Origin of the sequence: Cryobacterium breve (assembly GCF_027594785.1) — a bacterium.
GTDB classification, from domain to species: Bacteria; Actinomycetota; Actinomycetes; order Actinomycetales; family Microbacteriaceae; genus Cryobacterium; species Cryobacterium breve_A.
The window spans coordinates 2,225,002-2,238,447 of record NZ_CP075584.1 but is presented as its reverse complement, the minus strand read 5'-3'; the positions used below and the strand labels follow the sequence as shown (position 1 = coordinate 2,238,447).

11 protein-coding genes and 2 pseudogenes are annotated in these 13,446 nt (G+C 70.1%); 4 read left to right on the top strand and 9 right to left on the bottom strand.

Annotated elements, in window-relative coordinates; translation table 11 throughout:
- Positions 1-96 precede the first annotated feature (96 nt).
- Positions 97-1,113, bottom strand: a complete 1,017-nt coding sequence (locus KIV56_RS10945; protein ID WP_281533474.1) for an MDR family oxidoreductase — start codon at positions 1,111-1,113, stop codon at positions 97-99.
- 158 nt (positions 1,114-1,271) lie between these two features.
- Between KIV56_RS10945 and KIV56_RS10940 the strand changes: the two genes are divergently transcribed.
- Positions 1,272-2,690, top strand: a complete 1,419-nt coding sequence (locus KIV56_RS10940; protein ID WP_281533473.1) for an LssY C-terminal domain-containing protein — start codon at positions 1,272-1,274, stop codon at positions 2,688-2,690.
- Here the strand turns inward: KIV56_RS10940 and KIV56_RS10935 are convergent.
- Positions 2,659-3,552, bottom strand: coding sequence for a rhodanese-related sulfurtransferase (locus KIV56_RS10935; RefSeq protein WP_281533472.1), 894 nt, complete (start codon positions 3,550-3,552; stop codon positions 2,659-2,661). The genes KIV56_RS10940 and KIV56_RS10935 overlap by 32 nt on opposite strands.
- A 112-nt stretch (positions 3,553-3,664) precedes the next feature.
- Positions 3,665-5,365 carry a cation:proton antiporter gene (locus tag KIV56_RS10930; protein ID WP_281533471.1) on the bottom strand — a complete coding sequence of 567 codons (1,701 nt, stop codon included), beginning with the start codon at positions 5,363-5,365 and terminating at the stop codon, positions 3,665-3,667.
- A gap of 135 nt (positions 5,366-5,500) precedes the next feature.
- On the opposite strand from KIV56_RS10930, the pseudogene KIV56_RS10925 reads away from it, so the two are divergent.
- Both KIV56_RS10925 and KIV56_RS10920 read left to right on the top strand, forming a co-directional pair.
- Positions 5,501-6,047: pseudogene (locus KIV56_RS10925) on the top strand (YbhB/YbcL family Raf kinase inhibitor-like protein).
- A gap of 229 nt (positions 6,048-6,276) precedes the next feature.
- Positions 6,277-7,131, top strand: coding sequence for an alpha/beta hydrolase (locus KIV56_RS10920; protein WP_281533470.1), 855 nt, complete (start codon positions 6,277-6,279; stop codon positions 7,129-7,131).
- Here the strand turns inward: KIV56_RS10920 and KIV56_RS10915 are convergent.
- Positions 7,128-7,781, bottom strand: a complete 654-nt coding sequence (locus KIV56_RS10915) for a LysE family translocator (protein WP_281533469.1) — start codon at positions 7,779-7,781, stop codon at positions 7,128-7,130. The genes KIV56_RS10920 and KIV56_RS10915 overlap by 4 nt on opposite strands.
- A gap of 48 nt (positions 7,782-7,829) precedes the next feature.
- On the opposite strand from KIV56_RS10915, the gene KIV56_RS10910 reads away from it, so the two are divergent.
- Positions 7,830-8,387, top strand: coding sequence for an acyl-CoA thioesterase (locus KIV56_RS10910; protein ID WP_281533468.1), 558 nt, complete (start codon positions 7,830-7,832; stop codon positions 8,385-8,387).
- 76 nt (positions 8,388-8,463) lie between these two features.
- Here the strand turns inward: KIV56_RS10910 and KIV56_RS10905 are convergent, their stop codons facing one another.
- The 5 genes and pseudogenes from KIV56_RS10905 to KIV56_RS10885 form a co-directional block, all read right to left on the bottom strand.
- Positions 8,464-8,997, bottom strand: a complete 534-nt coding sequence (locus KIV56_RS10905; RefSeq protein WP_281533467.1) for an SRPBCC domain-containing protein — start codon at positions 8,995-8,997, stop codon at positions 8,464-8,466.
- A gap of 141 nt (positions 8,998-9,138) precedes the next feature.
- Positions 9,139-10,762, bottom strand: a pseudogene (locus KIV56_RS10900) (phytoene desaturase family protein).
- A 111-nt stretch (positions 10,763-10,873) separates the two neighbouring features.
- Entirely contained in the window at positions 10,874-11,809 is a 936-nt protein-coding gene (locus tag KIV56_RS10895) for an aldo/keto reductase (protein WP_281533466.1), read from the bottom strand.
- Between the two features lie 153 nt (positions 11,810-11,962).
- A complete protein-coding gene (locus KIV56_RS10890; protein WP_281533465.1) occupies positions 11,963-12,355 on the bottom strand; it encodes an META domain-containing protein in 393 nt (130 codons plus the stop codon).
- A 70-nt stretch (positions 12,356-12,425) separates the two neighbouring features.
- Positions 12,426-13,343, bottom strand: coding sequence for a LysR family transcriptional regulator (locus tag KIV56_RS10885; RefSeq protein WP_281533464.1), 918 nt, complete (start codon positions 13,341-13,343; stop codon positions 12,426-12,428).
- Positions 13,344-13,446 lie beyond the last annotated feature (103 nt).

The following is a 13,446-nucleotide window of genomic DNA, read 5'->3' as shown; positions in this document are numbered from 1 at the left end:
ATTACGGCGCGTCGAATGACGGCGGATGCGGCGAGGCGCCTCCGTTCTGATAGTGCGCTGGGCCGAACTGCCGCGATTAAATCGGGTCTGACCGAGCTATTCGTGGATCGCGACGACCGTGCGCCCGTGCAGGCGACCCGCGAGGATGTCATCGGCCGCGCTGATGGCCTCCCCGAGCGGGATGCTCGACGTCAGGCCGTCGAGGAGCGCCAGGTCGAGGTCGGATTCAAGCCGCGACCACGCCTGTTCCCGGAGGGCCAGGGGGGCCTCGACGGAGTTGATGCCCACGAGGCTCACCCCGCGCAGGATGAAAGGCATCACCGTCGTCGGAAGGTCGGCGCCCTGGGCAAGGCCGCAGGCGGTGACGACGCCGCCATAGTTCGCCTGGGCGAGGACGTTGGCGAGGGTGGCGCTGCCGACGGAGTCGACGGCCGCCGCCCAGCGCTGGGCCTGCAGTGGCTTGCCGGGCTCGGAGAGGGTGCTCCGGTCCAGGACGGCCTCGGCCCCGAGGGTGCGAAGGTAATCGCCGAGCTCGTCGACGCGGCCCGTCGACGCCGTCACCCGGTAGCCACGGGCCGAGAGCAGGGCAACCGCGATCGACCCGACGCCGCCGGCGGCACCCGTGACGAGCACGGGACCGGAGTCCGGCGTCGTGCCGCCGCGTTCGAGCGCGAGCACGGCGAGCATGGCGGTGAAGCCGGCCGTGCCGATCGCGGCCGCCTGGCGGGCACTGATCCCGGCGGGCAGGCGCACCAGGGAGGCCCCCGAGACCCTGGCGCGTTCGGCGAGGCCGCCATGGTGGGTCTCGCCCAGGCCGGAGCCGTTCAGGATGACCCGGTCTCCCGGAACCCAGCGCGGGTCCTCGCTCGACTCGACGGTGCCGACGACGTCGATCCCGGCGATGAGGGGCCACACGCGGATGACCCCGGGCCGACCGGCGAGCGCGAGCCCGTCCTTGTAATTGAGGCTCGAGAATTCGACGGAGATGGTCACGTCACCCGGCATCAGGAAGGTCTCGTCGACGAGCGTGAGCGTCGCGTGCTGCGACTTCGCGCCGTCCTCCGCAACGGTTCGTTCGACGACGATGGCGCGGAACCGAGTCTCACTAGTCATGCTCCGAGCCTACGACTCGTCACTCGCCCGCCTTCCTCCCCCTCCGCGAGAGTGCACTTTTGGCCCTTATGGCGGCGGTTTAAAGGGCCAAAAGTGCGCTCTGGCGGAGACCGCGGGGACCCGGATCACCCTCGCCAGCTCGCGGCCGAATCGATAACATGAGCGCTATGACCGCCGCCGCCGTGCCAGAGAAGGTGCGGATCGTGCCGCGCCGGCTCTCTCTGAGTGCGGGCGTCGACGCCTTCTTCTTCGTTTTCGGAGGGTTCGCCGCGGTCTGGCTCGCCGTTCTGCTCGTGAGCGAGAGCTTCCTGCTCGGCTGGGGTGCGCTCTGGTTCGCCGTGCTTTTCTGGGTGCTGCTCGCGTACCTCGTGCTCCCGAGGCTGCACCGGATCCTCACCCAGCTGTACGTCCCCAACTACTTCATCGGCCGCACCCGCACGAGCGACGGCCTGCTCGGCGACCCGGTCAACCTCGCGATCACCGGCTCGGCGGAACAGCTTCAGCAGGCGCTCGCCGCGGCAGGCTGGACGCGGGCGGACGACATCACTCCCGGCACGGCCTGGAGGATGGTCTCGGCGACGCTCGCCAGGCGCAGTTATGACGAGGCGCCCGTCAGCCCGCTGTTCCTGTTCGACCGGATGCAGGATTTCGCGTACCAGCAGGAGGTCGCCGACAATCCGGCCAAGCGGCACCACGTGCGGTTCTGGCGCTGCCCGGACGGCTGGCTCCTCCCGGGCGGGACGAGGGTCGACTGGCTCGCGGCGGGGACCTTCGATCGCGCCGTCGGCTTCTCCCTGTTCACCCTGCAGATCACGCACAAGATCGATGAGAACACCGACATCGAGCGGGACCACATCGTCGAGTCGCTGCTTCAGGCTGGCTCGGGGGCCCGGGTGGACGTGATCCGGGACTTCGCGAGCGGCTACCACGCGCGCAACGGCGGAGGCGACACGATCCAGACGGACGGAGACCTGCCGGTCATCGACGTGTCCGGCGTCGCGGTGTCCGGCAGCGCGGCTGCGCGGGCGGGTTCTGCTGCCGCGCCGGTTCCGTCCACGGCATCGGGCGAGGCACCGAACGGGAGCGCGGCGCCGGCGGCACCCGGTGTCCACCGGCGGCGGCCGGCTTCGATCAGCGTCGGAGCCCTGATGCTCTCGGCTCGGGTCCTGTCCGGCCTCGGTGTCATCGTCCTCGCCGCGCTCGACTGGCCGGAGTTCGTCTCGGCCGTCGCCATCGACGGCAAGCCGGCGGGCACCGTCGACCCCGCGACGGCCGGCGTCGCCCTCGGGCTATTGCTGGCCGGCTACGGAGTCGTCCTCGCCCTCAACATCGGCTTCGCCGCATTCGTGTACTTCGGCCGGAACTGGGCGCGGATCGTGGCGATGTCGTTCGCGACGGTGAGCATCATCACCAGCTTCGTCGACTATGTCGTCAACGGGGCCGCGATCACCCTGCGGACCTCGCTCGTGAGCGTCACCTTCGACATCCTCATCCTGCTCGCCCTCTCCGCGAAGGACGCCAGGGAGTTCTCCCGCGCGCGGCCGGTCAGGAGTGCGCGGGGCAGGCGGGCGCCGTAGCGGTGCAGTCCCGGCAGACGACGAGCTGTTCCCGGCAGGACGGCTCGCGGCAGTTCATCATCTGATTCGTCGCTGCCGCGCAGCAGGCGCACCGGCCGAGGACCGCGGTGTCCCCGGCGAAGTCGACGGACATCCGCTGGTCGAAGACATAGAGCGAACCGTCCCAGAGGCCGGAGTTGCCGTAGGCCTCGCCGTAGCGCACGATACCGCCGTCGAGCTGGTAGACCTCGCCGAAGCCGCGGTCCTTCATCAGCGAGCTGAGCACCTCACAGCGGATGCCGCCGGTGCAGTAGGTGACGACCGGGCGGTCCTTGAGGTGGTCGTACCGGCCGCTGTCGAGCTCGGCGGCGAAGTCGCGGGTCGTTGCGACGTCGGGAACGACGGCGCCCCGGAAGCGTCCGATCTCCGCTTCGAAGGAGTTGCGGCCGTCGAAGAAGATCAGGTCGTCGCCGCGCTCGGCGACGAGTTCGTGCAACGCGGCGGGGTCGAGCCGGGTGCCGCCGCCCTGCACTCCCGCCCCGGTGACCGTGAGCTCGCCGGGAGCGCCGAAGCTCACGATCTCCTCGCGCACCTTCACCACGAGCCGCGGGAAGTCGAGGCTCAGCCCGGCTTCGTCGAGGCCGGTGCCTTCGCTCCACTTGAAGTCGATGTCGCGGAACGCCGGGTACTCGCGCGTCGTCCGCACGTAGCGTTTCACGGCGGGGAGGTCGCCGCCGACCGTGCCGTTGATGCCGTCCTTCGAGATCAGGATGCGGCCGCGCAGTCCGAGCGCTTCGCACAGGCCCCGCTGCCAGAGCCGCACGGCCTCGGGGTCGGCGAGCGGCGTGAAGACGTAGTACAACAGGATCTTCGGAATGGCCACCGCGCCATGTTACCCGCCCTGGTTCGGCATGACTCCTGCAGATTCCCGCGGTTGACGGCGGGGGCCCCGGAATCACGCGGCAGGAATTCCACCGCAGGGGAATGTGCAGGAGTCATGCCCAGAGGTTGGAGGACAGCCGGGTCTCCTCGAGGTCGAGCATGCGCTGGGCCCTCTCGATGAGGTGCGAGCCGTAGACCCCCGTCTCGCGGGCGTCGAGCAGGGCGGCGCGCTCACGTGCGAGCACGTGCAGCCGCAGCGCACGGTGCTGGTGGTGCGGTGCCCCGGTGGCCGGGGCCGCCGTCTCATCGAGCGCCTGTGCGCGGCGGATGCTGTCCGCACGCACCAGGGACAGTGCCTCCGCGGTGAACGGTTCACCACCGTCCTGCGCGAGCGCAGGGTTGCCGAGGCTCTGGAGCCCGGCCGCGCTGATCTGGCCGACGAGGGCTGCGAGGCCACGCTGGTCATCCGCCTCGGCGCTTCCGGTGAGCCCGAGCCTGCGGATCAGCAGCGGCAGGGTGCCGCCCTGCACGAGCAGGGTCACGAGGGCAACGGTGAACGCGATGAAGATAAGCTGCGGCCGGTAGGGGATGCCGGTCGGCAGCGACTGCGCGGCGGCGAGTGCGACGACGCCTCGCATCCCCGACCAGCCGAGCACAGCGCCGTCCCGCCAGCCGAGGCTCTCGACCGTCTGGAAGTCGAGGTCCGCCCGCCTCCTGGTCAGCCTCCGGTGAGCACTGGCCTGGGCGACGCCCTCATGCCTGGCCATGCGCAGCCGCCGCAGTGCGGAGTCGACCTCCCGGCCGCCGGCCCGGGCCCTGCGCTCTTGTCGTTTGAGCTGGGCGACAAGGGGTACGACGAAGGCGCCCCGGACGACGACGAGGACGACGGTCGCGAGAAGTCCGATGCCGACGGCCTCGATGACGCTGACATGATCCTCGTGCACCTCGCCGACCAGGTACTTCAGTTCGAAGCCCATCAGGAGGAAGACGCCGTTCTCGAGCACGAACTGGATCGTCCGCCAGTTCACCTGTTCGCTGATCCGCATCTCCGCAGTGAAGACCAGCGGTCCCCGATGCCCGGTCACGAGCCCGGCGACGACGACGGCGAGCACCCCGGACGCGTGGACGTGGTCGGTCGGGATGAACGCGAGGAACGGCACCGCGAATGAGATCGTCGTGTTGAGCACGACATTACCCAGGCGCGACCTCAGCCACACGGTCAGGTGCCCCACGACGAGACCGATCCCGATCGCGACTCCGACGGCGTACACGAAGTCCCCGGCCACGCCGATCAGGGACACCCCGCCTGCCGTCGCCGCGATCGCACAGCGGAACAGCACGAGGGCCGAGGCGTCGTTGAGCAGTCCCTCACCCTCCAGCAGGGTCACCACCCGGGGTGGCAGCCCCAGCCGGCGCCCCATCGAGGTCGCTGCGACCGCATCCGTCGGGCTCACGACCGCACCGAGCGCGAGGGCGGCGGGAACGCTGAGGCCGGGCAGCAACCAGTGGAACAGTGCTCCGCTCGCGACGGCGCTCACGATCACGAGCAGCACAGAGAGCCCGGTGATCGCCGTCACGTTGCGGCGGAAGTCGTGCAACGGCACGTTGACCGCCGCCGAATAGAGGAGCGGAGGGAGGACGACCGCGAGGATGAGCTCTGGCGGGAAATCGAAGGCCGGTACGCCGGGGACGAGGCTCGCAGCGATCCCGATGGGCACGAGGAGGAGCGGGGCGGCGACTCCGAGCCGCGGCGCGATGACGGCGACCGACACGATGGTCAGGATGCCGAAGACGCCGAGAAGGGAATAGTCCATTGCTGGACCGTAGCGAGCCGGGCTGGACCCGACCGCTGTGCGACCTTGGCGGCGCCTGAGGATCTTCGAAGCGAGGACGCCTGGCGCCTAAACTGGGGACAGCCCGCACAAGAACCCCCGCCGCCAGGAGGACCCATGACCACCGTCGATCCGCTCGCCGTCTACGGCGAGGTTCCGCTCTTCACCCTCTCGAGCACGGATGTGACCGACGGGGCACCGCTTTCGGCCGCCCAGTTCGGCGCGGGAGCCGGGGGCCTCGACCGGTCGCCGCAGCTGTCCTGGAGCGGGTTCCCGGCCGAGACGAAGAGCTTCGCGGTCACGATGTACGACCCGGATGCACCGACCGGCTCCGGCTTCTGGCACTGGGCGGTCTTCAACATCCCGGCCTCCGTCACGTCCCTGCCGGCCGGAGCCGGCGCACCCGGCGGAGCGCTGCTGCCCGCCGGAGCGCTCACCCTGCCCAACGAGCCTGCGGCTCACCTCCTTCATCGGCGCCGGCCCGCCGCCCGGAACCGGCACCCACCGCTACCAGTTCATCGTGCACGCAGTGGATGTCCCCGCCCTCGACCTCGACCCGGGCTCGACTCCCGCCGTGCTCGGCTTCACCCTGCGGTTCCACACCCTCGGCCGTGCGGTCATCGAGGCGACCGGCGCATTCGGCGGGGCGGCACTGCACCCCTAGAACGCCTGCCCGGGGCCGAAACCTGAGGTCCTCTCAGGTTGCTCACACACGGGGGACCTAGGTTCGTGCTGTGAACCAGATCCGCAGCACCCTCGCATGACCGCAGGCACCACCCTGAAACCCCGCGAAACCAGTCTCCGCCGCGTTCCCGTCTGGGTCTGGCGGGCCCTGATGATCCGGCTCTCTCCCGGCGAGCCTGCACAAGTTCAACCTCCAGCCGATCGATACGGTGGACTACCACCTCGACGTCGACTACATCGGGGACGCGAGCCGCGACCACCGGCTCGACGTGATGGTGCCGCACGACCCTGCCGGTCCGCTTCCGGTCTACGTGTATTTCCACGGCGGCGGCTGGACCTCCGGCGACAAGGCGCCACTCACCAAGTACTGCGCGAGCCAGGCCGCGGACGGGATGGTCGTCGTCAATGCCAACTACCGGATGGCCACCCGGTTCCAGCTCAGGCACATGCTCGAGGACGGTGACGCGGTGCTCGACTGGGTGGCCCGCAACGTGGCCGACTTCGGCGGTGACCCGACCCGGATCGTGCTCGGCGGGGATTCGGCCGGAGGCCACATCGCGGCACTCCTCGCTGCATCCGCGTTCGAGCCGGAGCTCGCGGCCCACTACGGCATCGAACCCCACGTGGCTCCGGGCAACCTCCGCGGTCTCGTGCAGCACTGCAGCATCGCCGACCTCTCGGTGATGTTCGAGCGCGGCTTCGTGCTGAGCCTCAACTTCCTGCGGATGCTGCTGCCCGAGCGGGGGCGCGGAGTCGTGCTGCGGGCCGCGGCTCGGTTCATGAACCCGATCGAATGGCTCGACAGCGGATTCCCGCCCGTCTTCGTCACGACGAGCGAGCGGGACTACTTCTACCGGGCGAACCTGAACTTCATCGCTGCGCTCAAGCGCCGGTCGATCCAGGTGGACAGCCTGATCTACGACCGGCGGCAGGCGAACACCCACCACACCTGGCAGCAGGACGCGCGGCATCCCGAGTCCCAGGAGGTCTACCGGCGCCTCGGCGCGTTCGTCCGTCGGGTCGCGGCCCTTCCAGTGCCCGTTCCGGCCCCGGTCACCGTTTAGGAACGGCGGTTCAGGCTCTGGGCGCCGGTCGCGACCAGGACGCCGCCGAGGCCGATCATCATGACTCCGCCGCCGGCGGAAAGCCGTTCAAGGCGTTTCGGCGACTTCGCGAACCAGTTCCGCGCCGTGCCCGCCGCGAGTGCCCAGACGCTGTCGCCCGCGAGGGCGAGCACGACGAAGATGGTGCCGAGGGTGAGCAGCTGCAGCGGCACCGCACCGGCACGGTAGTCGACGAACTGGGGCAGCACGGCGACGAAGAACACGATCGACTTGGGGTTCGTCGCGCCGACGACCGACCCCTCGGCGAGCAGCCGCCACCAGGGCCGGCCGACGAGCGTGACGCCGCGTGCCCGGGTGACGGCGCCGCGGTGCGTGATCGCGTGGATGCCGAGGTAGACGATGTAGGCGGCGCCGACGACCTTGACGATCGTGAAGACCACGATCGACTGGGTCACGAGCGCGCCGAGGCCGAGGGCGACCGCGGCGATGAGGGGCAGCATCCCGAGGGCGTTTCCGAGCACGCTCAGGAAACCGCCGAGACGCCCGAGCGCGAGGGAGCGTCCGATCACGAAGAGAACGGTCGGCCCCGGCAGTGCGATGAGTGCGACGGAGGCGAGCGCGAACGTGAGCAGGTGATCGATCGGGACCATACCGGAATGCTACCCAATCGCCCGAGGCGTTAACATCGCAGGATGCATATGCTGATGCGCACCCTCTTCCACGGCTGGCTGTCGAAGCGGGGCCCCCGCGTCGGGTCCTATGACGTCGTGAGAACCCGGTTCGTGACCCTCCCGACCGACCAGGACATCCTGCGGCACATGAACAACGGGGTGTACCTGTCGATCATGGACATCGCCAGGCTCGACCTGCTGCACCGCACCGGCATCTGGCCGATCTTCACCGCGCGGGGCTGGTACCCCGTCGTCGTGAGCGAGACCATCAGCTTCCGTAAGTCGCTCACCGTCGGCCAGCGGTTCACCGTCGAATCGCGCATCCTCGGTTTCGACGAGAAGGCCGTCTACGTGGAGCAGCGCTTCGTGCGACCGGATGCCGACGGTAACCCCGAGATCCTCGCGCTCGGCTTCATCCGGGGTCGCTTCCTCAAGCGCAGCGGGGGCGTCGTCGGAATCGAGGAACTGCTCGCCGCCGTCGGACCGGCGCCCGCCGGTCTCACCGTCCCGACGTGGCTGCTCGAGTGGAGCGCCGACGTCGCCCTGCCCGCGACCCGCGCGACCGCCCCGAGTCTCTGGGAATAGCCGGCGGCAGCGGGCGCAGCAGTTCTGGCGCGCCGACGTCCGGGAGGGCTCGCACCCTCGGGGACGGTCGGCAGGACTATGCGCGCGGCGGTGCGGGGACGGGAGCGACCGGGGGCTTGGTCGGGACGATGAGCTCGGAGTAGTAGAGCTCGTGCCCGCCCGCGTAGTGCTCGTGGGCGGGCAGCGGCTGCCCGGTGCGCACGGCGACGAGGCGATCGAGGTAGTAGTCCCAGAACGGCCCGACCCGTGCGGCGTCCGCCGCGGAGTGCAGGCGCTGCCCGAGGGTGAGCGTGGTCATTCCCGCGCCTTCGACGAGGTGCAGGATCAGGTGCCTCGCCGCTTCTCCCTCGCCGAGGTTGACGGTGAACCGCTTCGGCGGGATGCACTTGAGGATCGTCACATACGTCCACTCGGCATCCGCTTCGGAGAGCTTGAAGCGCACCGCACCGGTCTCCGGCGCCCCGGTGTACGTCCCGATCCACCCGGCGAGGCCACCGGGCCGGCTGACGCTCGCCCAGACGTCGTCGATGGGCGCCGTGAAAAGACGATCGAGCATGAGGTACAGCCCGTCCTCGCGATGGGCGAGGCGACCGGTGGGCTTGGCTGACATGGGAACCTCCGCGGTGAGTGAAACAGGAGCCGTGCCTTCAGGCTAAACCCGTTCGGCGTCCCCGTGCCACAGCATCGCCTGTGCCGGCCTGGTCCGCTGGCCCCGGCCGCCGAAATCGACCGACGAAATCGGCCGGCGGGTTCAGTCGTCGAGCTCTGCCTCGAGCACCGCCATGGCGGCGTTGTGCCCTCCGATGCCGCTGACGCCGCCGCCACGGCGGGCGCCGGCGCCGCAGACCAGGATGCGCGGATACCGGGTCGCGACCCCCCAGCGTTCCGCCGCGGTGCCCCGGGGAGCGTCGTCCTCGAGGAACGGCCACTCGAGGGGACCGTGGAAGATGTTCCCGCCGGGCAGGTTGAGGGCGTGCTCGAGGTCGAGGGTCGTCTTCGTCTCGATGCAGGGCCGGCCGGCCGCATCCGTCAGCAGCAGGTCTTCGATCGGCTCGGCGAGCACCGAGTTGAGCGAGGCGAGCACGGCCTCCTGGAGCCGGGCCCGCGTTGCGTCGTTGTTCTCATCGCTCAGCCAGCGGTTCGGTGCGTGCAGGCCGAAGACGGTGAGGGTGTGGGCGCCGGATGCCGCGAGCTCCGGCGACAGGATGCTCGGGTCGCTCAGGGAATGACAGTAGATCTCACAGGGCAGCCGGTCCGGGATGATCCCCCGGATGGCCTCGTCGTACGCGCCCTCGAGCTGGATGTACGTCTCGTTGACGTGGAAGGTGCCGCCGAACGCGGCCTCTGCGGTGACCGACGTGTCGCGGAGCCGCGGCAGGCGGCGCAGCAGGAGGTTGACCTTGACCTGGGCGCCCTCCGGCTTCGGCGCGGGCACCCGGTCGGGAGTGGCCTCTGGCGCGGCGTCGCGATCCTCCCGGCCGCCGGCATCCGCTTCGAGGAGCCTGCTCGAGCACCCAGGGGGCGACACCGGAGAGCACGACCGTTCCGGCGACCTCGCGGATGCTGCCGCCGCGCCGGTAGCGCACGGTCCCGTCCGGAGTGACGCTCGTCACCTCGGCATCGGTCACGATCCGGGCGCCCGCCTGCCGCGCCGCCTTCTCGAGTTCGCCCGTCACGGCTCCCATCCCGCCGATCGGCACGTCCCAGTCCCCGGTGCCGTTGCCGATCACGTGGTAGAGGAAGCATCGGTTCGCAGCGAGGTCGCTCGCATCCGCAGACGTGAACGTGCCGATCAGGCCGTCGGTCGCGACGACGCCGCGCACGAGGTCGTTCGTGAAGGCCTCGGTGATCGTCCGGCCGAGCGGATGCTCGACGAAGCGATCCCACAGGGAGTCTTCGCCGAGCAGCAGCCTCGCCTCGGAGCGGGTCGGCAGGGGTTCGCAGACCGTGGGGAAGAGCGCTCGGGCAAGCCGCCCGGTGTCGGCGTAGAAGTCGGCCCAGGCCGGGGCGTCGGCGGGTGCGCCGATCCGGTCGAAGCTCGCCTGCGTGGCGGAGTCGTCGCCGTTGTCGACGAGGAGCCCGCCGGCCGGGTCCGCGGGGTTCGGCGTGTACGAGGAGAAGCGGCGACGCGCGAGGCCGATCTCGAGGCCGAGTTCGTCGATGATCCGCTGCGGCAGCAGGCTGACGAGGTAGGAGTAGCGCGAGAGCCGGGCGCCGACGCCCTCGAACGCCTCCGCGGAGATCGCGGCCCCGCCGACGTGGTCCGCGCGCTCGAGCACGATCACGCTGCGGCCGGCGAGGGCGAGGTACGCGGCTGCGGTCAGTCCGTTGTGTCCGCCGCCGACGATGACAACGTCATGAGTGGGTTCCGTCACGCCTCGAGACTAGCAACGGGCGCCGTCGCGTGTGGGCCGGCGCGGGACATCCGACCCGGACGGCCCAGACAGCCCGGACGACCTGGACGGCCCGGACGGCCCCGACAGCACTCAGGGGACGATGTGCCCTGCGGCGCGGAAGAGCTCGTACCACTCGGCCCTGGTGAGCGTCACGTCGGAGCCCTGGGCCGCGCCGGTGACGCGCTCGGGGGTGGTGGTGCCGAGAACGACCTGCATCCGGGCGGGGTGACGGAGGATCCAGGCGGTCGCGATCGCGATCGCCGGGACGCCGTACTGGGCGGAGAGTCGGTCGATGACGGCGTTGAGCTCGGGGTACTCCGGCGAGCCGAGGAACACCCCCGTGAAGAAGCCGGCCTGGAACGGCGACCAGGCCTGGATGGTGATGTCGTTCAGGCGGCAGTAGTCGACGATCCCGCCCCCGTCGCGGGTGACGGCCTGCTCCTGCGCGCTCATGTTCGCGGCGACCCCCTGGGCGATGATCGGTGCGTGGGTGAGCGAGAGCTGCAGCTGGTTGACGACGATCGGCTGGCGCACGTACTTCCGCAGCAGGTCGATCTGGCGCGGGGTGTGATTCGAGACGCCGAACGCCCGAACCTTGCCCGCGGCTTCGAGTTCGTCGAACGCGCGGGCGACCTCCTCGGGTTCGACGAGGGCGTCGGGGCGGTGCAGCAGCAGGATGTCGATGTGGTCGGTCCGCAGGGCGGCGAGCGACCCCTCGACGGACTCGATGATGTGCTCGTAGGAGAAATCGAAGTACGGACCGTCCCCGACGATTCCCGTCTTCGTCTGGATCGTGATCTCGTCACGCTGCGCGGGCGTGAGCTGCAGGGCCTCGCCGAAGCGACGTTCGCAGCCGTGCAGTTCAGAGCCGTAGATGTCGGCGTGGTCGAGGAAGTCGATTCCGGCGTCGCGGGCGGTGCGCACGAGGTCGCGGACCTCGTCGTCGCTCTTCTCCTGGATGCGCATCAGGCCGAGGATGACGTTCGGGGCGACGATATCGGTGCCGGGCAGGGTGAAAGTCTTCATGTCGACTCACGCTAGGCGAGGCCCGTGCAGAAGTAAAACAACTGACGGCGATGCGATTGAGAAGGGAAAGCGCTCAATGGCTCGGGGTCGCCCGTTCACCGGTGTTGCTCCCCGGTGGTACTGCCCGGTGTTGCTCCCCTCGGGCGCTGCGGGTCAGTTCGGGCTGCTCGCCGGCTGGCGCTCGAGGGTGCCGATCTCTTTCCCGCCCTGGTCCGTGAGCGTCATCGTTGAGCCGTCGATGGTCGCGGTCGTCGCGGCTCCCAGCCAGGTGTCGACACCCTCGCAGGCCATCAGGGTCGAGGCGATGGGCCCGAATTCGATCCGGTCACCGCTCATCTTCCAGGTGCCGACGAGCCGGTTGCAGCCGTCGGTGCCGGAGAGCGAACGGTCCTCGTGGAGTTCGAGGCTCGGCATCCGTGGGGCGTCAGGGTCGCCCCAGACTCCGGTCGCGGCGCTTTCGGCGGATGCCCCGCACCCGGAGAGCGCGACGGCGACGCTGGCCGCCGCGGCGGCCACGAGAATGCGGCGGGAGAGGCGGGTGACCACGGGGACTCCATAACCGCACGCGGTCGCGGGCGTGCTCTGCTTGTTATTCAAGGCCAGCCCGTGACCCCCGTCAAGGCGCGACCGCGCGGGCGAGCGCGTCGCGCACGGCGACGACGCCCGGGCGCCTCGTGCTCGAGCGGCGCGCGGCCGAGAAGAGGGTGCGGCGCGGGTCGCCGGGCAGGTCGACGAGGCGCACCGTGGGGACGGCACCCGCCCAGACCAGGTCCGGCAGGATGCCGACGGCGTTCCCCGATTCGATCAGGCGGATGTGCGCGATCAGGTCCGCGGTCTCGAACCGGACGTCCGGTTCGAACCCGGCTTCGCGGCAGAGCTGGCTCGCCCACGACCGGGAGACGGTCCCGTGCGGTTCCATGACCCACGGCAGCCCGGCCATGCCGGCGAGCGTCCCTGCTGCGCTCGCGGCCCCATCTGCGCCCACGCCGACACCGGCGCTCGCGGGCGGCAGCGCGAGCCGCAGTGCATCCGTGGCCAGGTGCACCCGGTCGAGGTCCGCCCGGTGCGCCCGACCGTGCCCCGGGTACTGCTCGGCGAGGACGAGGTCGAAGTCCCTGGCGCTCACTTCGAAGAGGCCGCGCTCCGGCTCGCGCTCGGTCACTTCGACACGCAGCCGGGGGAATTCGGCGGTGAGGAGGGTCAGTGCCCGCGGGATCACGGCGTGCGACGCGGACTGGAAGACCGCCACCCGCACGGTGCCGGAGACGGTCGTGAGCGAGGCCATCATCTCGGCCTCGGCGATCTCGAGCCGTTCGAGCAGGTGGGCGGTGTGCTCGACGAGGATCTCGGCCTGCGCGGTGAGCTGAACGCGGCGACCGACCTTGTGCAGGAGCTCGACCCCCGCCTCTTTCTCGAGCAGGGCGAGTTGCTGGGACACCGCGGAGGGGCTGTACGAGAGCGCCTCGGCAACCCCGGCGAGGGTCCCGCGGATCTTCAGTTCACGCAGCAGGCGCAACCTCCGCACGTCCAGCATCGCGTGTACCTTCCACTCGGCCCCATTGCACACAAATACTAACCAATACTCTGCACTAACGGTCGCTTTTGCTTATCGGAAGTTCCCGGGACACTGGACTCAG

Bases quoted from the DNA above. Each gene is read 5' to 3' on its own strand.
- KIV56_RS10945 (WP_281533474.1), bottom strand. From the start codon at position 1,113: ATGACTAGTGAGACTCGGTTCCGCGCCATCGTCGTCGAACGAACCGTT.
- KIV56_RS10940 (WP_281533473.1), top strand. From the start codon at position 1,272: ATGAGCGCTATGACCGCCGCCGCCGTGCCAGAGAAGGTGCGGATCGTG.
- KIV56_RS10930 (WP_281533471.1), bottom strand. From the start codon at position 5,365: ATGGACTATTCCCTTCTCGGCGTCTTCGGCATCCTGACCATCGTGTCG.
- KIV56_RS10915 (WP_281533469.1), bottom strand. From the start codon at position 7,781: ATGGTCCCGATCGATCACCTGCTCACGTTCGCGCTCGCCTCCGTCGCA.
- KIV56_RS10910 (WP_281533468.1), top strand. From the start codon at position 7,830: ATGCTGATGCGCACCCTCTTCCACGGCTGGCTGTCGAAGCGGGGCCCC.
- KIV56_RS10905 (WP_281533467.1), bottom strand. From the start codon at position 8,997: ATGTCAGCCAAGCCCACCGGTCGCCTCGCCCATCGCGAGGACGGGCTG.
- KIV56_RS10895 (WP_281533466.1), bottom strand. From the start codon at position 11,809: ATGAAGACTTTCACCCTGCCCGGCACCGATATCGTCGCCCCGAACGTC.
- KIV56_RS10885 (WP_281533464.1), bottom strand. From the start codon at position 13,343: ATGCTGGACGTGCGGAGGTTGCGCCTGCTGCGTGAACTGAAGATCCGC.